The 21,382-nt window shown below is 64.4% G+C and carries 19 protein-coding genes and 2 pseudogenes; 10 read left to right on the top strand and 11 right to left on the bottom strand.

The window, feature by feature from the left end; all coding sequences use genetic code 11:
- Positions 1-122: 122 nt before the first annotated feature.
- Positions 123-1,637, bottom strand: coding sequence for an acetyl-CoA hydrolase/transferase family protein (locus tag ACZK13_RS01770; RefSeq protein ID WP_478482186.1), 1,515 nt, complete (start codon positions 1,635-1,637; stop codon positions 123-125).
- Positions 1,638-2,021: 384 nt separating this feature from the next.
- Here ACZK13_RS01770 and glnE point away from each other — a divergent pair.
- Positions 2,022-4,821, top strand: a pseudogene (gene glnE, locus ACZK13_RS01775) (bifunctional [glutamate--ammonia ligase]-adenylyl-L-tyrosine phosphorylase/[glutamate--ammonia-ligase] adenylyltransferase).
- A 351-nt stretch (positions 4,822-5,172) separates the two neighbouring features.
- On the opposite strand, the gene ACZK13_RS01780 reads toward glnE, so the two are convergent.
- The 6 genes and pseudogenes from ACZK13_RS01780 to ACZK13_RS01805 all read right to left on the bottom strand — a co-directional run bounded on the left by ACZK13_RS01780 (position 5,173) and on the right by ACZK13_RS01805 (position 9,173).
- Entirely contained in the window at positions 5,173-5,733 is a 561-nt protein-coding gene (locus ACZK13_RS01780; RefSeq protein ID WP_478482188.1) for a queuosine precursor transporter, read from the bottom strand.
- A gap of 75 nt (positions 5,734-5,808) precedes the next feature.
- Positions 5,809-6,324, bottom strand: a complete 516-nt coding sequence (locus ACZK13_RS01785; protein WP_004139500.1) for a hypothetical protein — start codon at positions 6,322-6,324, stop codon at positions 5,809-5,811.
- Positions 6,325-6,356: 32 nt separating this feature from the next.
- Positions 6,357-6,860, bottom strand: coding sequence for a hypothetical protein (locus tag ACZK13_RS01790; RefSeq protein ID WP_004139502.1), 504 nt, complete (start codon positions 6,858-6,860; stop codon positions 6,357-6,359).
- 19 nt (positions 6,861-6,879) lie between these two features.
- Positions 6,880-7,731: a DUF2145 domain-containing protein gene (locus tag ACZK13_RS01795; protein WP_049400079.1), complete on the bottom strand. Its 852-nt coding sequence runs from the start codon at positions 7,729-7,731 to the stop codon at positions 6,880-6,882.
- 48 nt (positions 7,732-7,779) lie between these two features.
- Positions 7,780-8,007: a hypothetical protein gene (locus ACZK13_RS01800; RefSeq protein ID WP_180838266.1), complete on the bottom strand. Its 228-nt coding sequence runs from the start codon at positions 8,005-8,007 to the stop codon at positions 7,780-7,782.
- Between the two features lie 199 nt (positions 8,008-8,206).
- Positions 8,207-9,173 (bottom strand): annotated as a pseudogene (locus tag ACZK13_RS01805) (mitochondrial fission ELM1 family protein).
- Between the two features lie 120 nt (positions 9,174-9,293).
- Between ACZK13_RS01805 and ACZK13_RS01810 the strand changes: the two are divergent.
- A complete protein-coding gene (locus tag ACZK13_RS01810; protein WP_004139510.1) occupies positions 9,294-9,884 on the top strand; it encodes a malonic semialdehyde reductase in 591 nt (196 codons plus the stop codon).
- Positions 9,885-9,970: 86 nt separating this feature from the next.
- Complete coding sequence (locus tag ACZK13_RS01815; RefSeq protein ID WP_080291836.1) at positions 9,971-10,678, top strand: YceI family protein; 708 nt, start codon at positions 9,971-9,973, stop codon at positions 10,676-10,678.
- An 875-nt stretch (positions 10,679-11,553) separates the two neighbouring features.
- Here ACZK13_RS01815 and ACZK13_RS01820 read toward each other — a convergent pair.
- Positions 11,554-11,955, bottom strand: a complete 402-nt coding sequence (locus ACZK13_RS01820; RefSeq protein ID WP_478482190.1) for a hypothetical protein — start codon at positions 11,953-11,955, stop codon at positions 11,554-11,556.
- Positions 11,956-12,158: 203 nt separating this feature from the next.
- On the opposite strand from ACZK13_RS01820, the gene ACZK13_RS01825 reads away from it, so the two are divergent.
- The 3 genes from ACZK13_RS01825 to ACZK13_RS01835 all read left to right on the top strand — a co-directional run bounded on the left by ACZK13_RS01825 (position 12,159) and on the right by ACZK13_RS01835 (position 13,432).
- Positions 12,159-12,992: a hypothetical protein gene (locus ACZK13_RS01825; RefSeq protein WP_478482191.1), complete on the top strand. Its 834-nt coding sequence runs from the start codon at positions 12,159-12,161 to the stop codon at positions 12,990-12,992.
- A gap of 91 nt (positions 12,993-13,083) precedes the next feature.
- Positions 13,084-13,212, top strand: coding sequence for a hypothetical protein (locus tag ACZK13_RS01830; protein ID WP_478482192.1), 129 nt, complete (start codon positions 13,084-13,086; stop codon positions 13,210-13,212).
- A 46-nt stretch (positions 13,213-13,258) separates the two neighbouring features.
- Entirely contained in the window at positions 13,259-13,432 is a 174-nt protein-coding gene (locus ACZK13_RS01835; protein WP_478482194.1) for a hypothetical protein, read from the top strand.
- Between the two features lie 94 nt (positions 13,433-13,526).
- Here the strand turns inward: ACZK13_RS01835 and ACZK13_RS01840 are convergent, their stop codons facing one another.
- On the bottom strand, positions 13,527-14,324 hold the full coding sequence (locus ACZK13_RS01840; RefSeq protein WP_004139602.1) for a siderophore-interacting protein: 798 nt from the start codon (positions 14,322-14,324) through the stop codon (positions 13,527-13,529).
- Between the two features lie 59 nt (positions 14,325-14,383).
- A complete protein-coding gene (locus ACZK13_RS01845; RefSeq protein ID WP_100438301.1) occupies positions 14,384-14,944 on the bottom strand; it encodes a PadR family transcriptional regulator in 561 nt (186 codons plus the stop codon).
- Positions 14,945-15,512: 568 nt separating this feature from the next.
- Here ACZK13_RS01845 and aceE point away from each other — a divergent pair.
- The 4 genes from aceE (at position 15,513) to ACZK13_RS01865 (ending at position 20,399) form a co-directional block, all read left to right on the top strand.
- Positions 15,513-18,200 (top strand): pyruvate dehydrogenase (acetyl-transferring), homodimeric type, encoded by a 2,688-nt coding sequence (gene aceE, locus ACZK13_RS01850; RefSeq protein ID WP_014035776.1) that lies wholly within the window; start codon positions 15,513-15,515, stop codon positions 18,198-18,200.
- A gap of 134 nt (positions 18,201-18,334) precedes the next feature.
- Positions 18,335-18,793 carry a hypothetical protein gene (locus tag ACZK13_RS01855; protein WP_164688840.1) on the top strand — a complete coding sequence of 153 codons (459 nt, stop codon included), beginning with the start codon at positions 18,335-18,337 and terminating at the stop codon, positions 18,791-18,793.
- An 11-nt stretch (positions 18,794-18,804) separates the two neighbouring features.
- On the top strand, positions 18,805-19,296 hold the full coding sequence (locus ACZK13_RS01860) for an ImmA/IrrE family metallo-endopeptidase (protein WP_164688841.1): 492 nt from the start codon (positions 18,805-18,807) through the stop codon (positions 19,294-19,296).
- Positions 19,297-19,337: 41 nt separating this feature from the next.
- Positions 19,338-20,399, top strand: a complete 1,062-nt coding sequence (locus ACZK13_RS01865) for a beta family protein (RefSeq protein ID WP_478482196.1) — start codon at positions 19,338-19,340, stop codon at positions 20,397-20,399.
- Here the strand turns inward: ACZK13_RS01865 and ACZK13_RS01870 are convergent.
- Positions 20,396-20,989, bottom strand: a complete 594-nt coding sequence (locus tag ACZK13_RS01870) for a sce7726 family protein (protein ID WP_478482197.1) — start codon at positions 20,987-20,989, stop codon at positions 20,396-20,398. The two genes, ACZK13_RS01865 and ACZK13_RS01870, sit on opposite strands and share 4 nt — an antisense overlap.
- Positions 20,990-21,382: the final 393 nt, after the last annotated feature.

Consider the following 21,382-nt stretch of genomic DNA (forward strand, 5'->3'; position numbering starts at 1 on the left):
CCAGCGGCCGGCTCTACCCGATGTCCGTGCCTGGGGTCATGGCGCTGCCCTCTGTAGAGCCGAGCCATGCTCGGCTGCCCAGGAAAGCAGTCGAGCATGGCTCGACTCTACAAAAGCGGGTCTCAGCCCTTCATCGTGCCGGTATCCAGCCAGCGCTGGTGCCACGACAACGCTTCCGGCAGCAGGTGCGGGGTGTGCTTGCCGTAGCTCTCGCGGCTGGCACGGTCGAAGTAGTCCTGCAGCTGCGGGCGGAAATCCGGGTGCGCGCAGTTGTCGATCAGCACCTGCGCACGCTTGCGCGGGGTCAGGCCACGCAGGTCGGCCAGGCCCTGTTCGGTGACGATCACCGACACGTCGTGTTCGGTGTGGTCCACGTGGCTGGCCATCGGCACGATCGCCGAGATGGTGCCGTTCTTCGCGGTGGACGGGCTCAGGAACGCCGACAGGAAACCGTTGCGGGCAAAGTCACCGGAACCGCCGATGCCGTTCATGATCCGCGTGCCCATCACGTGCGTCGAATTGACGTTGCCGTAGATGTCCACCTCGATCATGCCGTTCATGCCGATGCAGCCGAGGCGGCGCACCAGTTCCGGATGGTTGGAGATCTCCTGCGTGCGCATGATGATGCGCTCGCGGTAGAAATCGATGTTCTCCTTGAACGTCTCGTTGGCCTGCGGGCTCAGCGCGAAGCCGGTGCACGAGGCATAGCTCAGCACGCCGTCGCGCAGCAGGTCGAGCATGCCGTCCTGGATCACTTCGGTGAACGCGGCCAGGTCGCGGAAGCCGCTCTTGGCCAGGCCGGCCAGCACCGCGTTCGGAATATTGCCCACGCCCGACTGCAGCGGCAGCAGGTTCGGCGGCAGACGGCCCTTCTTCACTTCATGCTTGAGGAACTCGATCAGGTGCGAAGCGATCTGCTCGCTGGTCGCATCGATCGGGCTGAACGGGCTGTTGCGGTCCGGGCCGTTGGTGCGCACCACGGCCACGATCTTGTCCGGGTCGCAGCGCAGCGCGGTGTCGCCGATGCGGTCGTTGGCGTTCACCAGCGGAATCGGCTTGCGGTGCGGCGGCAGCGCGGTGCCGTAGTAGATGTCATGCATGCCGTCGACGCCGGCCGGCTGCCATTCGTTGACCTCGACGATCACCTTCTTGGCCAGGTCCAGCCAGGTCTTGTTGTTGCCGACCGAGGTGGAGGGCACCAGCGAACCGTCTTCGCGGATGGCCGAGACTTCGATCACGGCGGTATCGATCTCGCCATAGAAACCGAACCACACGTGCTGGGCCACGTGGCTGAGGTGGATGTCGATGTAATCCAGCTTGCCCTCGTTGATGCGGTTGCGCGCATCCGGGTCGCTCTGGAACGGCATGCGCATGGCGATGCCATCGGCCTTGGCCAGCGCGCCATCGAGTTCCGGCGCGGTGGAGGCGCCAGTCATCAGGCTGATCTGGAAGGTCTGGCCCTGGGCATGCACCGCTTCGATGCGGCGGGCCAGTTCGACGGGAACGGCCTTGGGATACCCGGAGCCGGTAAAGCCGCTCATGGCCACGGTTTCACCGGGCTGGATCAGCGCGGCTGCGGCCTCTGCGGAGACCACGCGGTCACGAAGACGCGCGTTGGCGATGCGATCAACAGACATGACGACACGTGTTGCTGGGGGGAATTCCGATTATCGGCCATCCTCATCCGTACGGGGGGTTCTACCTTCGTGGAATGGCTTTTCCCGCAGGGGTCACCCAAACCCGCCGGTTTTGTTTTGCAGTGCAGCGTGCAAAGTGCTTTCGCAGCCCGCACGATGGACCTGCATCCCGACGTGGGGGAGGGAGCAGAGCCCGCTGGCAGTTCGCTGCAAGCGGGCTTTTTTATTGCCTGTCGTCCAGTATGAATACGCGGTCTCCATTATCGGTAGTGCCGGCCGCTGGCCGGCAACCCCAGTAACCTTCGGCAGGATCATCGGATCTGCCGGCCAGCGGCCGGCACTACCGGGTCCGTTGCGTCCCGGCCGGGTCGATACAATCAGCCCATGACCCTCGCCCCCGCTGACGTGCCCGCCTCCCTGCAGCCTCTTGTCGACCGCGCTCTGGCGCGCCTGGCCCAGGTCCTGCCCGAGCCCATCCCGGCCAACCTGCTGCCGTTGCTGACCCGGCTGGCGGTGGCCAGCGACTTCGCGCTGGACACCCTGGTGCGGCAACCGGCCTTGCTGGCACAGCTGGCCGCGCCCGGCTGCCCGCCGATCCCGGCGCCGGTGCTCGATCCTCTGCAGCCCAGCGACTGGCCGGCGCAGATCCGGCGCTGGCGCACGGCAATGTCCACACGGCTGATCTGGCGTGACCTGGCCGGCCTCGACGACGTGCCGCAAACCCTCGCCGGTGCCACCACCTTGGCCGAGGACTGCCTGCGGCTGGCACTGGACGCCCTGCAGCAGGAATTCGCCCAGCGTCACGGCGTCATCGCCGATGAACACGGCATCCCGCAGCAGCTGGTGGTGTTCGGCCTTGGCAAGCTGGGCGGTGGCGAGCTCAACTTCAGTTCCGATGTGGATCTGGTCTACGCCTATCCGCAGGGCGGCGAATCGGACGGCCCGCGCCCGCTGGCCGCCGAGGAATACTTCGCCCGTCTCGGCCAGCGCCTGGCCAAGCTGCTGGACGAAACCACCGTCGATGGCTTCAGCCACCGCGTCGACCTGCGCCTGCGCCCGTTCGGCAGCGCCGGTCGGGTCGCGCTGTCGTTCGCGGCGATGGACCAGTATTTCCAGCGCGAGGGCCGCGACTGGGAACGCTATGCGTGGCTGAAGGCGCGCGCGGTGGCCGGCGATATCGAGGCCGGTGAGGCGTGGCTGCAGACCCTGCGCCCGTTCGTGTACCGCCGCTACCTGGATTTCACCGCGCTAGACGGCCTGCGCGAAATGAAGGCGGCCATCACCGCTGAAGTCGCACGCCGCGAACTGCACGACGACATCAAGCGCGGTGCCGGTGGCATCCGCGAGATCGAATTCCTGTGCCAGGCGCTGCAGCTGATCCGCGGTGGTCGCGAACCGGCATTGCGCGAGCGTCGGCTGCTGGTGGCGCTGGACGCACTGGTGGCCGCCGGGCAGATCGCGCCCGAGGACGGCAGTGCGCTGCGCGAGGCCTACCTGTTCCTGCGCCGGCTGGAAAACCGCCTGCAGATGCTGCGTGACGCGCAGACCCATGTGTTGCCCAGTGATGCGCTCGACCGCGAACGCATCGCCGTGGGTCTGGGCTATCCGGATTGGGAGGTGCTGCGCGCGGCGCTGGCCGAACAGCAGCAGCGCGTCAGTACTGAATTCGCCGCGCTGCTGGCACCGCGCAAGGGCCAGGCCGCGCCCGATGCGCTGGCCAACTACTGGCGCAGCCTGCCCGAAGGCAGCAACGCACCGCTGCTGGCCGAAGCCGGTTTCCTCGATGCCAACGGCGCTGACCAGTCGCTGCGCGACTTCGCCCAGGGCACCGGCGTGAAGTCGTTGTCCGATGCCGCGCGTGCGCGGCTGGATCGCGCGCGTGCTGCCCGCGCTGCTGCATGCGGCCACGCGTTCGCCGCAGCCGGATGCCGCGCTCAAGCGCGTGCTCGGCCTGCTGCAGGCGGTGCTGCGCCGGACGAGCTATCTCGCCTTGCTGGACGAACAGCCCAGCGCACTGGCGCGGTTGGTGGACGTGCTGGCGCGCAGCGCGCTGCTGGCCGAACGGTTGGCGGCGTATCCGCTGCTGCTGGACGAACTGCTGGACGTGCGCGTGTCCGGGCCGATGCCCGATGCCGCCGGCATGCTGGCGGAGTGCCAACAGGTACTGGCAGTGGAGGATCCCGAATCCGCACTGCGCTGGCTCAATGAAACGCGGCTGGCACTCAGCTTCCGCATGGCGATGGCCACGCTGGATGGCCGCCAGGGTGCGGTGGACAGCACGCGGCAACTGGCCGAGCTGGCGCAGGCCGTGGTGGTCACCGTGTTGGCGATGGCCGAAGCGGACATGCATGCCGCACACGGCGAGATTCCCGGCGGGCGTTTCGCGATCATCGGCTATGGCAGCCTCGGTGGGCTTGAACTGGGCTTCGGTTCCGACCTGGACCTGGTGTTCCTGCACGACAACCCGGCCGGCGTGGATGCCAGCAATGGCGCGCGTCCGCTGGAGCCGGGGCGCTGGTATGCGCGCCTCGCGCAGAAGGTGATGGCGCTGCTTGGTGCGGTGACCGCCGCCGGGCGCCTGTACGACATCGACGTGCGCCTGCGCCCGGATGGCGGCAAGGGTTCACTGGTGTCTTCGCTGGCCAGCTACACCGAATACCAGCGCGAACGCGCGTGGACCTGGGAACACCAGGCGCTGGTGCGCGCGCGTGGCGTGGCCGGCGATGCCAGCCTGCTGGCCGACTTCGAGCAGGTGCGTGCGCAGACGCTTGGGCGTGAGCGCGACACGGGTGTGCTGTACGCGGACGTGCTGAAGATGCGCGGCCGCATGCGCACCGAACTGGACCGCAGCGATGCCGCGCGGCTGGACCTGAAGCAGGGTGCCGGTGGCGTGGTGGACCTGGAGTTCCTGCTGCAGACCGGTGTGCTGGCGCGCAGTGCGCAGCATGCGGCGCTGCTGCAGCCGCGCGATACGCCGTCGTTGATCGATGCGTTGGCGGTTGCGGAATTCCTGCCGGAAGACACCGCGCAGGCGCTGCACGGAGCACATGCCACGCTGCTGGATGTTGGGCTGGCCTGCACGCTGGATCGACGTCCACGACTGGCACCGACCACGCCCGCGATTGAAGAGGCATGTGCCGCGATTACCGCCGCGTGCATCGCCGCGGAGCTGCCGTTCGCCTGAGTGGGTGCAAATGCTGCAACAACTTTGGGTGGCTGCCGACCGTTGGTCGGCACCATCTGTCGGCAGCGATGAGTTCTGCAGGGCGTGCCGACCAACGGTCGGCACCCACCGGATCATTGGCCGGCGATGGCCTGCTGTTGGTAGATGCCAACCTTGGTTGGCATGAATGCAAAGCGCCAACCAAGGTTGGCGACTACCGGATCAATGGCCCTGCGATGGCCCGCCGGATCAATGATCTGAGCATTGGCCTGCTGTTGGTAGGTGCCAACCTTGGTTGGCGCAATCCGTCAGCGTTCATGACCCCGGCAACAGCGTGCCAACCAAGGTTGGCACCTACCAGAGCAACGGCGGTCAGCTGATGGCGCGCAGCGGCGCCATCTTCCACAACAGCGCGCGGAACGGGGCCAGCAGGCAGACGCCAATCGCCAGCTTCACCGCCAGGTCGCCGGCAGCCCAGCTCACCCACGGCAGGGTCGAACCGGCAAACGCGATCGACCAGAAAATGGTGGTATCCACCGTGGCGCTGCAGGTGGTGGCCACCATCGGTGCGCGCCACCAGCTGCCACGGCGCAGGCGGTCGAACACGGTGATGTCCAGCAGCTGGGCCACGATGAAGGCCGAGCACGAGGCAATGGCGATGCGCGGGGTGGCCACCCAGATCGAAAGCAGCACCGCCACCGCGAAACCGATCCACGCCACGCGGCGGGCGGGGCCCGGGCCGAAGCGGCGGTTGATCAGGTTGCTGACCAGGAACGCGACCGGGTAACTGAAAGCACCCCACGTCAGCCAATCGTTGATCGGGTACTGCACCAGTACGTTGGACAGCAGCACCACCGCGCCCATGGCCAGCACCGCCAGCACCAGGGCGCGGGCGGTCAACGGGGCAAACACAGGGGCAGGACGCACGGACATGGCGAGCCAGGGGGACAAAGGTAATCCCCCATTATCCGCCCGGCTCGCGGCAATGCCAAAACCGGCCGTTCAGCTTTACAGCGTTTCGCTCATCACATCGCCGGCGGCATAGGCGGTCGGCACATAGGCCAGCGCCTGGCCCTGCGCGCTCTTCACGGTCCAGCCGGCACCCGCGTCGGTCGGGTCGAAGCGCACCTGCTGGCCGACGACGAAACCGGCAATCGGATCATCGCCTGCAGCCGCCGGCCATTGCAGCGTTGCGGTCTGGTCGGCCTTGCCGGGCACCTGCAGGTGCACCTGGCGATCACCGGCTGGCGTGGTGGCGACCTGCTTCACTTCCATCGGTGGCAGCGGCACCGCCGGCGTGCGTGCGGCGACCTTGCCGTTGCGCTCGCTGGCCTTGAACGGGGCCTTGGACAGTTCGGCCAGTCCCATCGACGTGGCCAACGGAATCGACAGCACGATCAGCGACGTGACCAGCACGCTGGTCTGGCCGCTGTTCAACTGCGGCGCGGCGCCGGCATGGACGGTGGGCACCACCAGCGCCGAAAGCAGCAGGGCAGTGGCGGGAACGCGCAGGCAACGGAACATGGAGACCTCCTGGTCAGGGTGGGGACGGCGGCTCAGCGCCGGGTATCGAAGATGTCGCGCGGGCCGGTGGCCTCGGGTAGATATTCCAGTGGACGGCCCTGGTTGTCCTTCAGCTGCCAGCCCTGGTCGGCGCCGGTCGGTTCGAAGTTCACGGTCTGGCCCACGGTGAACTGCACGGCGGGATCGCCGATGCCGCGCGGGTACTGCATCGATGCGGTGTTCTGCGGGTCGTTGGCATCGCGCAGCAGCACTTCGCGGCGGCCATCCACGGTGGTGGCGATCGCACTCACCTGCATCTGCGGCAGCTTGATCTGCTGCGGGCGGGCCAGCGGCTGGCCAGCGTCGGCGGCATCCTGGGCTTCCTTCGCCGCCGCCGCGCGGGCCGACGTCACCATCTGTGTGGACATCTCCAGGCTCGGTCCCTGCGGGCCCGGGTCGTGGATGATCACGATGCGGCGCTCTGCATGAGCGGCCGTGGACCAGGCCAGGCTTGCGACGATCAGCATCGGCATCAGGACGGCGGGCAGGGTACGCATGTCGTTCTCCTTGCTGGATTCAGGGCGTGGCGGCGGCAGCACCAGCTACCGGCACGTGAGGGATCACCAGTTCCTGCTGCAGCTGGCTGCGCTGGTGCAGGAAATCGAACACCGATTCCACCGTCACCACCGAATAGTTGCCGGAGATGCGTTCGCCGGCCGGATGGTCAGTGGTGGTGGCGTTGGCCACGAACAGGCGCGCACCCACGCGCTTGCCCAAGCCGATATGCAGCACGCTGGGCTGGTACTTCTGCTGGCGCAGCCACTGCTGCGCCTGTTCGCGCTTGACGATGGCCGGCGCGCCTTCGGTCTGCGCCATCGCCGCGGCCAGCACTTCCAGCACCCACTGGTTGGAGTTCTGGTAGTCGGTGGCAAACGGGTAGGCAACCACGTTGTATTTGGTTTCGTGCAGTGCCTTCGGCTGGATCGACGGCGACACCAGCATCGCCTTCAATGCAGCACGCAGCGGCGCCGACGGCACGCCGATGCGCAGGTCGGTATGGCCGCCGCTCTCACCGACGAAGTTGCCCAGCCCTTCGTGGTACAGCTGCGAGCTGTCGGTCTTGCAGCGGTTGAGCAGGTGCATCGCGCGCCAGCGGCCATTGTCCTCACGCACCAGGAAGGCCAGGTGGCTGTGGCGCAGGCCGTAGCGGCTCAGGTCCTGGCCACCGCGCGCGGCCACCACCACGTCCACATCGGGCAGCGCGTCCAGGCGCTCAGCGGTGGTCCAGGCCACGTCCAGCATCGCTGCCTGCGCGGCCACGCTCGGGTAGCGCTCGCGGCATTCGGTGCTGTTGGCCCAGGCCGGTGCGGTCGCCAGCAGGCTGGCGATCAGCAGCGCGGCGCGCGGCAGGCGGGAGAAACGATCCATGTCGATACCTTCAACGGCGGGCAGGCCCGCGCGCCGATCATACGCTGCTCAGCGCAGCGGGCGGTCCAGGCCCTTGCGCTGGAGTTCCTTGTCACAGGCGTCGCTGATCGGGGCCACCGGCAGCGGCGGGCGCTGGCCCTTCGGATCGCGCAGCGCCGGTTGTTCGCGGTACGCGTCCAGCTGCTGCTGGCATTGATACGAGATCGGATCCAGCTCGGTGGGCGTGGTGGAGCAGGCAACGAGCAGGGCCAAGGGTAACAGGAGCAAGGTACGCATGAAGACGTTCAGAGTGATGGGGGACGCTGGACTCTAACCGCGTAGCCGGATCGAAATGTTCAGAAATCGCTGCGCGGTCGGGTAGTGCCGGCCGCTGGCCGGCAACGACAGGGTGTTCGGTAATGGGTACAGCGTTGCCGGCCAGCGGCCGGCACTACCGTGATGCCAGGCGCCGAGGGTTGCCGGCCAGCGGCCGGCACTACCCCAATGCCAGGCGCTGCTTCACCTCTGCCGCCACCCGCGCGGTCTCGCGCAGCGGCTCGATACGGTCGTACTGCCAGTCCAGCCAGTGCGCCTGCAACCGCCCACGCTCGCGCAGCTGCTGCTGGAAACGCGCCAGCCGGCCCTGCACGGTATCGGCCAGCGCCACCATCACCGGCATGCGCGTGGCGCAGGCTTCAGAACAGCAGGTTCACCGAATCGGGCGAGACCACCACGCGGTTGGCCCAGCCGAGCAGGCCGCCATAAGGATTCGTACCGTCGCCGCCGTCGCCCCAGATCACGTGCGGCAGGTCGGCGAACGTCGCGCGCAGGATCTCGGCCAAGGCCGGTGGCGTGCGCCGCGAGGTGGTGGCCAGTAGGCTGCCGCCCTCGCTGCGGATCTGCTCGGCCAACGCCTGGAACACGCCCACCATCGCGGTCTCGTCCCAGGGCGCCAGCGGCGTCGGCCCGCCCACCAGCAGCGCGGTGCGCGGGCCGGGCAGGGTACTGAAGCCGGCGAACGCGGCGCGGCCCCAGGCCAGCCAGTCATCGTCCACCGGGTTGAGGCTGCCGAGCAGGGTCAGTACGTTGCTGCCACGCAGGGCATCGTGTTCGGGCACCACCACCATGTCCCAGTGGCGGGCATTGATGCGCGGGTCGAGGATCTGCACCACCTGGCTGCCACGTGCGCGCAGCACGCGCAGTGCGCCGGCGGCCTGGCGGCCACAGCCGATCGCCAGCGGCGGTGCATCCGCGGCCAGCGTCGCGAATGCCTCGCCGTAGCCGTTCACATCACCAGGCAGCCGCCGCGGCGACAGCCAGCGCCAGGGTGCGCGGGGCTGCAGGACCAGCGGGCGATGGGTGCCCTGGCGCAGCGCAGAGGCCAGCGCGACCGCCTGGCGGACATTGCCGGCACGGCCGTCCGTGACCGTCCAGGGCGCACTCGATCGTTTCACCTGTGGCATTAATTCGTTTCAGCCCTGCTGGGTGTTGCAACAGTCGCGACACTCTACACTGCGGCTCGTCGTTTCGCCCCGCGCCGCCCGCGGGCACTGACTTCCCTTAGCCGCCCTGGAGATCCACCGATGTCCCACGCGCTCGACGCTGCTGCCCTCGACCAGCTGTTCCGTACTGCCCGCACCCAGAACGCTTTCCTCGACAAGCCGGTCCCGGCCAGCCTGCTGCAGGAACTGTACGACCTGGTGAAGTGGGGCCCGACCGCCGCCAACACCACGCCGGCCCGCTTCGTCTTCGTCACCTCGAAGGAAGCGAAGGCCAAGCTGGCCCCGGCCCTGTCCGAAGGCAACCACGACAAGACCATGGCCGCCCCGGTCACCGTCATCATCGGCTTCGACCTGGACTTCCACGAGAAGCTGCCGTACCTGTTCCCGCACACCGATGCCAAGGCCTGGTTCGACGGCCCGCAGGAAGGCCGCCACGAAGCCGCCATCCGCAACGGCAGCCTGCAGGGCGCCTACCTGATCCTGGCCGCACGCGCGCTGGGCCTGGATGCCGGCCCGATGTCGGGCTTCGATGCGGCCAAGGTGGATGAAGCCTTCTTCGCCGGCACTTCCATCAAGTCGAATTTCCTGGTCAACCTGGGTTACGGTGACTCGGCGGGCCTGTTCCCGCGTCTGCCGCGCCTGTCGTTCGACGAAGCGGCGCGCATCGCGTAAGTCGCTGTATCGGTTTCGGGCCTGCCGTCCCGTGGCAGGCTCTTGCTGCACCGTGTACCCACCCTACGATCCGGAGAGTTCCTCAGATGAGCGCCACCCGTAAACTGCTGCTGCCGCTGGCCCTGACCCTGGCCATCGCCGCCTGCTCCAAGCCGGCCGATACCGCTGCCCCGGCTGCTGACGCCGCCGCCCCGGCCACCACCGAACAGGCCGCCACCCCGGCTGCCGATGCCGCTGCCGCCGCGCCGGCCGCCGAAGCGATCCAGATCGCCTCGGGCACCTACAAGCTGGACCCGACCCACACCGACGTGCTGGCCCAGTGGAGCCACTTCGGCTTCTCCAACCCCAGCGCGCACTTCGGCAACGTTGAAGGCACCCTGGTGTACAACGCCGAAGACGTGACCAAGTCCACCGTGGAAGTGAAGCTGCCGCTGAGCGGCCTGAACAGCTTCACCGCCAAGTTCGACGAGCACCTGAAGAGCGCCGACTTCTTCGACGCCTCCAAGTTCGCCGATGCCACCTTCAAGAGCACCAAGGTGGAAGCCGCTGGCACCAACAAGCTGACCGTCACCGGTGACCTGACCATCAAGGGCATCACCAAGCCGGTCACCCTGGACGTGACCGTCAACGGCGGCGGCGAGCATCCGATGGCCAAGGTTCCGGCCGCCGGCTTCGATGCCACCACCACCCTGAAGCGCAGCGATTTCGGCGTCGGCGCCTATGCTCCGAACGTCAGCGATGAAGTGAAGATCCGCATCACCACCGAAGCCACCGGCGAAAAGCCGGCGGCTTGATGCACCCCACTCACTCGTCGTGAGAAGGCAGAAGGCCCGCTGAAAAGCGGGCCTTCTTTTTGGGGCGTGGGGGACGCCTTGGTAGATGCCAACCTTGGTTGGCACACGAGCACTCCGCAGGCCAACCGAGGTTGGCCACTACCGGTTCATGCAGGGCGGGAGAGTGCTTTGGTAGGTGCCAACCTTGGTTGGCGCACGAGCACTCCGCGGGCCAACCAAGGTTGGCCACTACCGGTTCATGCAGGGCCGGAGAGTGCTTTGGTAGATGCCAACCTTGGTTGGCGCACGAGCACTTCGCGGGCCAACCAAGGTTGGCCACTACCGGTTCATGCAGGGCCGGAGAGTGCTTTGGAAGGTGCCAACCTTGGTTGGCACACGAGCATTTCGCAGGCAAACCGAGGTTGGCCACTACCGGTTCATGCAGGGCGGAAGAGTGCTTTGGTAGATGCCAACCTTGGTTGGCGCACGAGCACTTCGCGGGCCAACCAAGGTTGGCCACTACCGGTTCATGCAGGGCCGGAGAGTGCTTTGGTAGATGCCAACCTTGGTTGGCGCACGAGCACTTCGCGGGCCAACCAAGGTTGGCCACTACCGGTTCATGCAGGGCCGGAGAGTGCTTTGGTAGATGCCAACCTTGGTTGGCGCACGAGCATTTCGCAGGCCAACCAAGGTTGGCCACTACCGGTTCATGCAGGGCCGGAGAGTGCTTTGGTAGGTGCCAACCTTGGTTGGCACACGAGCATTTCGCGGGCCAACCAAGGTTGGCCACTACCGGTTCGTGCAGGGCCGGAGAGTGCTTTGGAAGGTGCCAACCTTGGTTGGCACACGAGCATTTCGCAGGCCAACCAAGGTTGGCCACTACCGGGTACGCGTGTTCAGCGCAACGCGCCCAACCATGCCACGCACGCCTCGCTCGGGCTCTGCTTGGCCTTCACCGCCAGCCCGCTCACCCGCACGAAGGTCTGCGCGGCCTGCGCGACCACCTGGCGTGCGATCAGCGCCGCCTGCTTGGTCGCGGCCTGCTGCTTGCGCAGCTGCACGATGTTGATCGAAGGCCGACCGACCGGCGCGTACTTCTGGTCGCGGCGCAGCACGTCGGCCACCTGCGCCACTTCGAATTCGGCCTGCAGGTAGCGGTGTTGTGCTTCCACCAGCTCACGCAGCGGTACGCGCAGGGCGGCCGGGGCGGCGAAGGCGGCCAGGGCCGCATCGCAGGCGGTGTCATCGGCAAAGCGGGTACGCAGCGCATCCACGCTGGCCAGGGTCAGTTTGGCCATGTGGGCCTCGTTGCTGCAGGAAAGGAGCGCGATTGTCGCATTGCTTGGCGTGCTCCGGGCCGGCAGGCTTTCGCTTTGGTAGAGTCGACTGTCAGTCGACTGCTCTTGGCGCGATGCCGGAAACCCCCGCGCTGCGCGCGACTAACAGTCGACTCTACCTGGCTGGCATTTCAGGCGCAGCCGCATCCACGGAAGGAAGACCCATGCAGGACACGCAGTACTGGTTGAACGAATTCTGGACGGGCCTGAGCGTGCTCGATCTGCTGGGCGGCAGCGTGCTCGGTACGCTGCTTGGCCTGGTGCTAGGCATCTTTGCCTGGCGCTGGCTGCACCGCCGGGGTTGGTTGCAGCGGCGCAAGCGCTGGCATCACTGGCTGCTGGCCAGCTACGTGGTGCTGCTGCCGCTGGCCACCGCCTTCTTCGGCCTGCAGCTGGGCTTCACCGCCGGTGCGCATCGCGCGCTGTTCAAGCAGCTCGATCATTTCCAGCCGCACCTGCAGACCCTGGTGGAAGGCTGGAGCGAAGGCTTTACCGAGTCGCTGGACGACCCGCGCATGCGCGAGGCATTGCGCAGCCAGGGTACGGTGGGCGATGTGGCCGACACCATCGCTTCGGCCTACCTCAGCGAACATCCGCTGCCTGGCCTTGATCGTCTTGGCAACGGCCCGTTGGCACGCGGCACCGGCTGGGTGATCGGCAAGGTGCGCGAGGGCCTGCTGCGCGGCATGGTGGAAGACACGCTGGTGGACAAGGCCGGCACGATCGGCCTGGAGCCGAAGGTTGTGCGCGAGGCGCTGACCATGCACGTCGATGAGCTGCTGCACACCCGTGGCGTGCTGCGGCTGGTGAAAGCGCAGATCAACGGCATGATGCCCGGTGTGTACTTCGGGCTGCTGTTGCCGTTGCTGATCATCGCGCTGCTGGTGGCGCTGGAGATCTGGGCCGCGCAGCGGTTCGGGTGGACGCGGCAGGTGGCATCCAGCGCGGTAGTGCCGGCCGCTGGCCGGCAGCTGCAGGTTCCTGCCGAAGGTTCATGAGGTTGCCGGCCAGCGGCCGGCACTACCCAGCCAGGCAAGAAGGTGCATGAGCGGCGGCGGAGCCCCTGTAGAGTCGAGCCATGCTCGACTCATGGCGCGCAGCGCGATACGTGCGGGTTTCGGGCTGCTGTCGCTGCTGATCTTCGCGCTGCAGGTGGCATCCAACGCGGTAGTGCCGGCCGCTGGCCGGCAACTGCAGGTTCATGCCGAAGGTTCATGAGGTTGCCGGCCAGCGGCCGGCACTACCCAGCCAGGCAAGAAGGTGCATGAGCGGCGGCGGAGCCCCTGTAGAGTCGAGCCATGCTCGACTCATCGCGCGCAGCGCGATACGTGCGGGTTTCGGGCTGCTGTCGCTGCTGATCTTCGCGCTGCAGGTGGCATCCAACGCGGTAGTGCCGGCCGCTGGCCGGCAGCTGCAGGTTCCTGCCGAAGGTTCATGAGGTTGCCGGCCAGCGGCCGGCACTACCCATCGGAGGGCGTGCGGACCAACGGTCCGCACCCACCAAGCAGGGGCCGCACCCACCGGCTGCCCGATCAATCGCCGTCGGTTTCGTCCGGGTGCGCCTTCCAGTAGCCGGTCGAGCGGATCCAGTCGCGCGGCACGCCCAGGTGGCCTTCGATGAATTTGCGCATCATCCGTGCGCGGCGCGATTCGGTGGCGATCCAGTAGAAGACATCGCCGTCCGGGGCTTCGAAGTCGGTCAGCATGTCTTCCAGCAGCGTGCTGCTCGCTGCCGGAAAGCCATTGCGCTCCAGCCAGTGGATACGCACGTTCTCGTACTGCGGCAGGTCCTGGCGTTCGGCTTCATCGCTCACTTCGATGAAGGCCTGCACCTCGGCATCCTCCGGCAGCACGTCCAGCCAGCGGGCGATGGCCGGCAGCGCGGTTTCATCGCCAATCAGCACATAGGCGTCGTAGCTGTCGGCCACCACGAACGAGCCGCGCGGGCCGCCGATCACCAGCGTGTCGCCAGCCTTGGCCTGCTCGGCCCACGGCCCGGCAATGCCCTGGTCGTGCAGCACGAAGTCGATGGCCAGCTCGCCGGTTTCGTGGTCCCACCAGCGCGGCGTGTAGTCGCGGGCCGGTGAGGGCTCCTTGCCGGCCGGATAGCTGCGGCCTTCGGCAGTGACCACCGGCAGCACCATCTCGCCGCTGGCATTGGGGAAGAACAGCTTGATGTGGTCGTCGGCGCCGGGCGAATCGAAACCGGCCAGCTCGGCGCCGCCCAGCACGATGCGGCGCATGTGCGGGGTGACCTCTTCGGTGCGCAGCACGGTCAGTTCACGGAAGCGCACATCCAGGCGCAGGCGCGTGTTGTTGTGTTCGGTCATGGGGTTACCTGTAAAGGTGTCGCGCAGTGCTGCGCGGCGTAGGAGAGACCTGGCTGGATTCAGTCTGGCTGGGTCGTTGAAATGGGTGGGCTCTCGCTACCGGCCGTACCGTTGAGCAGCGCGGATGCCCGCGTCAGCAGCGCCGCAACTTCTTCCGCCTCGCCCTCGGCCCAGCGGCCGTGGTGATGCACCAGCGCCCGCTTGAACTCGCGCAGGGCACCGGCCAGCGGCGGCGGCAGCGAGGCCTTGGTGATCTCGCGGGCGCGGTCGAAGGCACGCCGCTGCGCCAGGCGCACCTGGGTGCGCTGCACCTTCAGCTCGAACTCGCCGGCGGTGGTGATGCGGAAGATCCGCTTGCCGTCCACTTCCTCGGCCTCGATCCAACCGGCCTGCTCGAAGCTGGCCAGCAGCGGGTACATGGTGCCGGCGCTGGGCGTGTAGGCCTGCATGAACTGGTTGCTGATCAGCTGCATCAGCTCGTAGCCGTGGCGCGGCTGCTCGCCGATCAGGGCCAGCACCAGCAGGCGCAGGTCGCCGCGGCTGAGCACCCGCGGCTGGCCGTTGCGGCGTGGCACTTCCGGATTGGTGGAACGGGCTCTGGGAGAAGCGGTACGGCTCATTTCGATATATCGGTAAACGAGTGCGCAAACGATATATCGATATATCGAAGACGACAATCATCGATCCGGCCACAAGCAGGTCAGTTTTGGGCCACGGCCAGCCCCGCGCACAGCAAAAGGGGCGCCCCTTGCGAGGCGCCCCGGGCAACACTGTGGAAGGGAGTGAGGCAGGGCCAGACGGCGGACCGAAGCGGGCGAGGCCAACACTCGAGGCCTACCCTGAGGGCAGGGCGGGGGGCGATCCAGAGGCAGGTGCGACACGTTGTCGCCCGTTCAGCGCCAGCACGCCGAGCCGATACAGGTGGGCATGGCGCTGCCCTACAACCGTCACCGGCAGCAGTAACACTGCGTCCTGCACATGGGCGCAGCGGCCCGCAAGCGACAGCCCGCGCAGCCGCCAAGGCCCGCCGCAGGGCCGTCAGCGGGCCCGGCAAGCCCCTTGCGGACACTGGCCGGTTGCATCCATACGCCTGCGTAGCCAAGTGACGAAAGCCCTTGGTGCGCTACACTTTGCGGTCTAGAAATCTATACAACAGTCGCGCGCGTGCGTGCGGTTATGGGAGCGCTAATGAACTGGTTGAACGAGGTGCTGAACAACGACCCGAATCCTGTGGAAACCCAGGAGTGGATCGAGTCGTTGAAGGCCGTTATTGATGTCGAGGGCTCCGAGCGCGCGCATCAGCTGCTGGAAGGCATGGTGGAACTGACCCGTCGTTCGGGCGCCTACCTGCCGTTCTCTCCCACCACCGAGTACGTCAACACCATCGAGCCGCAGCTCGAGGCCAAGAGCCCGGGCAATGCCGAGCTGGAATGGCGCATCCGTTCGATCATCCGCTGGAACGCGATGGCCACCGTGGTCCGCGCCAACCGCAAGCCGGGTGACCTGGGCGGTCACATCGCCTCGTTCGCCTCCGGTGCCACCCTGTACGACGTGGGCTTCAACCACTTCTGGCGCGCCCCGAGCGAAAACCACCCGGGCGACCTGCTGTTCATCCAGGGCCACAGCGCCCCGGGCATCTACGCGCGTTCCTTCCTGGAAGGCCGCATCAGCGAAGAGCAGCTGGACAAGTTCCGCATGGAAGTGGACGGCGGTGGCCTGTCCTCGTACCCGCACCCGTGGCTGATGCCGGACTACTGGCAGACCCCGACCGTGTCGATGGGCCTGGGCCCGCTGGCTGCCATCTACCAGGCGCAGTTCATGCGCTACCTGGAAAACCGTGGCCTGATCGAGAAGTCCGACCGCAAGGTGTGGTGCTTCATCGGCGACGGCGAGAGCGACGAGCCGGAAACCCTGGGCGCCATCGCCCTGGCCGGCCGTGAAGGCCTGGACAACCTGATCTTCGTGGTGAACTGCAACCTGCAGCGCCTGGACGGCCCGGTGCGCGGCAACGGCAAGATCATCCAGGAACTGGAAGGCGTGTTCCGTGGCGGCGGCTGGAACGTGATCAAGCTGCTGTGGGGCGGTTACTGGGATGCCCTGCTGGCCAAGGACACAAACGGCGTCCTGAAGAAGCTGATGATGGAAACCGTCGACGGCGAATACCAGAACTGCAAGGCCTTCGGCGGCGCGTATACCCGCGAGCATTTCTTCGGCAAGTACCCGGAAACCGCTGCGATGGTGGCCGGTCTGAGCGACGACGACATCTGGCGCCTGAACCGTGGTGGCCACGACCCGCACAAGGTGTACGCCGCCTACCACCAGGCCGTGAACACCAAGGGCATGCCGACCGTCATCCTGGCCAAGACCGTGAAGGGTTACGGCATGGGCAGCGCCGGTGAAGCGCTGAACCCGACCCACCAGACCAAGAAGCTGGACGACGAAGCGGTGCGCCACTTCCGCGACCGCTTCAACATTCCGGTGACCGACGCGCAGCTGGCCGATGGCCAGGTGCCGTTCTACCACCCGGGCCCGGATTCGCCGGAAGTGCAGTACCTGCAGGAACGCCGTGCCGCGCTGGGCGGTTACCTGCCGCAGCGCCGCCGCAAGGCCGACAAGACCTTCGTTGCCCCGAAGCTGGAAGCCTACGAGCGCCTGCTGAAGAGCAGCGGCGAGCGCAGCTACTCCACCACCATGGCGTTCGTGCAGAGCCTGAACATCACCCTGCGCGACAAGGAACTGGGCCCGCACATCGTGCCGATCGTGGCCGACGAAGCGCGTACCTTCGGTATGGAAGGCCTGTTCCGCCAGATCGGCATCTACGCGCCGTTCGGCCAGAAGTACAAGCCGGTGGACGCGGACCAGCTGATGTTCTACCGCGAAGACCAGAGCGGCCAGGTGCTGCAGCAGGGCATCAGCGAGCCGGGTGCGATCAGCTCGTGGATGGCCGCCGGTACCAGCTACTCGGTCAGCAACGTGCCGATGCTGCCGTTCTACATCTACTACTCGATGTTCGGCTTCCAGCGCGTGGGCGACATCGCCTGGCAGGCCGCCGACATGCGTACCCGCGGCTTCCTGCTGGGTGGCACCGCCGGCCGCACCACGCTGAACGGTGAAGGCCTGCAGCACGAAGATGGCTTCAGCCATCTGGTGGCCGGTGGCATCCCGAACGTGCGCAGCTACGACCCGACCTTCGGCTTCGAAGTGACCGTGGTTCTGCAGCACGGCACCAAGCGCATGATGGAAGACCAGGTGGACGAGTATTACTACGTCACCCTGATGAACGAGAACTACACCCACCCGGAAATGCCGGAAGGTGCGGCCGAAGGCATCGTCAAGGGCATGTACCTGCTGACCGACGCCGGCAAGCCGAAGAAGGGCGAGCTGCGCGTGCAGCTGCTGGGTTCGGGCACCATCCTGCGCGAAGCCATTGCCGCGGCCGAGCTGCTGGACAAGGACTTCGGCGTGACCGCCGATATCTGGAGCTGCCCGAGCTTCAACGAACTGCGTCGCGATGGTTTCGACGTGGAACGAGCCAACCGCCTGCATCCGGAAGGTGAGCAGCGCAAGGCCTACGTGACCGAGCTGCTGGAAGGCCGCCAGGGCCCGGCGATTGCCGCCACCGACTATGTGCGTGCGTATGCGGACCAGATCCGCGCGTTCGTGCCGATGTCGTACACCGTGCTGGGTACGGATGGTTTCGGCCGTTCGGATACGCGTGCGAACCTGCGTCGGTTCTTTGAGGTCGACCGCTACTACATCGCGCATGCTGCGATTGCGGCGCTGGCGAAGGAAGGGAAGATGACCGCGAAGGATGTGGCCCGGGCGATCAAGCAGTACAAGATTGATCCGGAGAAGGCTAATCCTGTTGGGGTTTGATGCTGAAGCTCCGGAGTGTTAACAGAAGGCGGCCGTAAGGCCGCCTTCTCATATGTGCATCCAAAAGGGACAAGTCGCCCGTCGCAGCTTTTGATACGGTGCTTCGTACAATGTCCATTCACAGGAGGGATCCGATGATGAAGAACGCATCGAATGCGGTACGCGGACGGGCAAGCGTCCTCTGGTGTCTACTGGGAGGGGTCTTGGGCGGAGTGAGTGTGTGGATATTCCAGGGGCATTCATTATCGATTGCCCCTGCAGAAATGACTTACCCGGATCTGGCGGCAACCCTCCTCATGGCGGCCACCTTAATCGTTGCTATATTCGGAACTATTTTTGGTTTGGCGGCGATTCTCGGCTACACGCAATTTCGGCGGGGTGTTGAGGATAAGACTAGGGCTGTAGTTGAGGGCGTAATTAGGGAACACCTAATAGAAGAGCTCCGTGAGGGACCAAGCCGTGGTGTGCTAGAAGAACTCGTTGCCAGGTTCTTGCAGGAATCGCGGGAAAAGCCAGGGGTCGTTGAGGCCTGGACTAATCTACTAGATCAAAATCGCGATGATATGAGACATGTTGACGAAGATGTTGGATAGGGAGCAAGACTATGCTAACTGCTGAGTTTCTACGAATCTCCCCGGAGGAGCGTGCTGTTGTAGAAATGCATCTTGCGAATGCTCCCGTGAAGATATCTGAGATTGCGAAGGGTCTCGGAATAAAATTGGTGGCTTCCACTCTCCCGGCTGGAATCTCTGGTGAGATTAGGCCGCGCGAAGATGGGTTCGTAATCTCTGTAAATAGGCATGACAATCCGCGTCGCCAGAGATTTACGGTGGCTCATGAGGTTGCACATTACTTAATTCATCGAGATCAGATTGGTGACGGAATATCTGATGATGTGCTATATCGATCATCGCTCTCCGATGCCCGTGAAGCGGAGGCCAATAGGCTTGCTGCAGATATTCTCATGCCGAGGCGCCTGGTCGAACTCGCTTATGCTCGCCATAAAGGGGTTGCTACTGATGAGGTTGTGGCTAAGATGGCAGAGGAGTTTGGCGTATCTGAAGTGGCAATGAGGATACGTTTAGGTCTTAGCTAAGGACAGGGGGTCCAGTGAGCGCGCGATTGAAGATAGCTTCTATGAAGTATTTGCCTATCCTAGAAGTCCGGCCGGCTGAGATGATGGCGTTGCAGGAGCTTCCTGAGAAGGACAAGGATTTGATGCTGCCGCTGTTTCGGATCCGTCCGTGGGTGGCAGCGGAGAAGCTGAGTAGCGCAATTGACCGACTCAAGGCTGCATTTGGTGATCGACCAAGCTTCGTCGAGGTAGCAGATGCTGATGTTCTTAAGCCTGGAAAGGAGAGAGAAGTCCATTCGGAGCTAAGAGCTCTCCGTGACCCGGCCGAAGGTTTTCTGAATTGGCAGAAGTTCTTCTCTGAAAAGGGGAATGAAAAGTTCATACCGGCATTGCAGCTCAGAGATCCCCGCGAGTATCTTTCACAGGCTCGGTATTTCCACCGGCTTGGTAGGGGTATGCTGGTCCGTATTGATGTTGGGTTGGATTCTCTAGCAGAGGGTATTGCGAGACTGACCTCATCTGAAACAAATGATGGGGAAGGTGTGATATTTGTTCTTGATTACGGAAAGCAGGGGGCTAAGTTCGCGGAAGCGCTGTCTTCCATCTCTGCCCTTGCTCTTGCTGTTCTTAATGCGGCTCCAAAATCAAGAGTTGCGGTTTCGGCTTCGAGCTTTCCGGATGCATTTACCGGTATAAAAAGACAGGCCATCTTTGAGCGTAACGTTTACCAGTCGCTGATAAATAGGGTTCCAGATCTCATTTTCAGCGATAGAGGGAGCGCGCGAGTCGAACGTCAGTTGGGTGGCGGAGGAGCTCCTGCGCCGCGAATCGATTTCGCAAGATCAGATGAGTGGTTCTTCTATAGGGACGATGGTGGCTCCGGGAGTCGGCTCTCTGCCTATCAGCGCCAGGCGATAGCATTGATGGATTCCGCCTATTGGGACGGGAAACTGAAACTGTGGGGGTGCCAGATGATTGAAAAAACGGCCCTCGCCGATGAGTCTGGGATAACTTCGCCTAGTCGTTCAACGTCTGCAAGAATAAATATTCATATTCATCAGCAGCTTCATTACGGGGACCCTTCGGCCCTTTATGATACTGATGAGGAGTGGGTAGATATCTAGCTTGCTCCCGATTCTCTCTCTTTGCTCCATGATGTCCAAATTTCAATGAGTTCTCTTTTTTTCTTCTCTTTCTCCTCCCTTAATTCGTGATACCTGCTCAGTAGAGGGATGTCGCTGGCCTCTATTTTTCGTCCGGATACTTTTTCCCAGAATATAGCGCTCGTTTCCGCGAACCGGGCATTGAATAGTTCGAGCATCTCTCTGCGCTCCACAGAAGGCTTTCTGTGTGGCATTGTTATTCTTGGTGAGTTCAATTTTGCTACAGAGCTTCCCTCTATCGCCCAGACATGAATGTGATTGTGCGTGGCTAGGTCGATCGACCCTACATGCTTTTCGCCGATTAGAAGAATTGTTTCATCGAAAGTCTTGGTATAGGCCGCGAGTTGTCTGTCGAGTCTCCTCAGAGAGTCGAAATTGCTTTTTATTTCAATTCCGATAATCCGCTTTCCCATAGCGATCGCAAGATCAGCCCTAATTCCCCGCTCTGGAAGTGGTAATTCGGAAGAAATAACGGATCGCTTTGTGATTCTTCGGTCGGCTCGTAGAGTGTTGAGGGCCTTGGCTTTCAATTCAAGTTCGTTGGCTTTCATTCGCTACTTCTATAGGCAGTGAAACCTTAATATCCCCCGCGGCATCTTCGCCTGCCGCATGGTCCTGGTGCCCTGTACGCGCGTCCATTGTAGTTCCGAAACCCGAAATCTGGGCCATGATGCCCATGATAACGTCATGTGAGTTCGCATCAGCCAAGTGGCCAGCTTTGATCGTCCTGTTCTCCCGGCAGTCAGTTCACGTGAAATCAAGGAATAGTGCGGCCTGAGTGAGATTTCACCTGCCGCATTCTCGATTGTTCGATCTGGCTATGGCTCGAGCAGTTGGGCAGAGATTTTGCAAATTCCCGCACGATCTTTTTGGAGATTGGTCTACTGCAGCAGCTTTCGGCGAGGATCGATGGGGGGCGAACTCTACGTCCGATGCGCAGGGCT

It is taken from the genome of Stenotrophomonas sp. 99219_Sma (genome assembly GCF_056480785.1).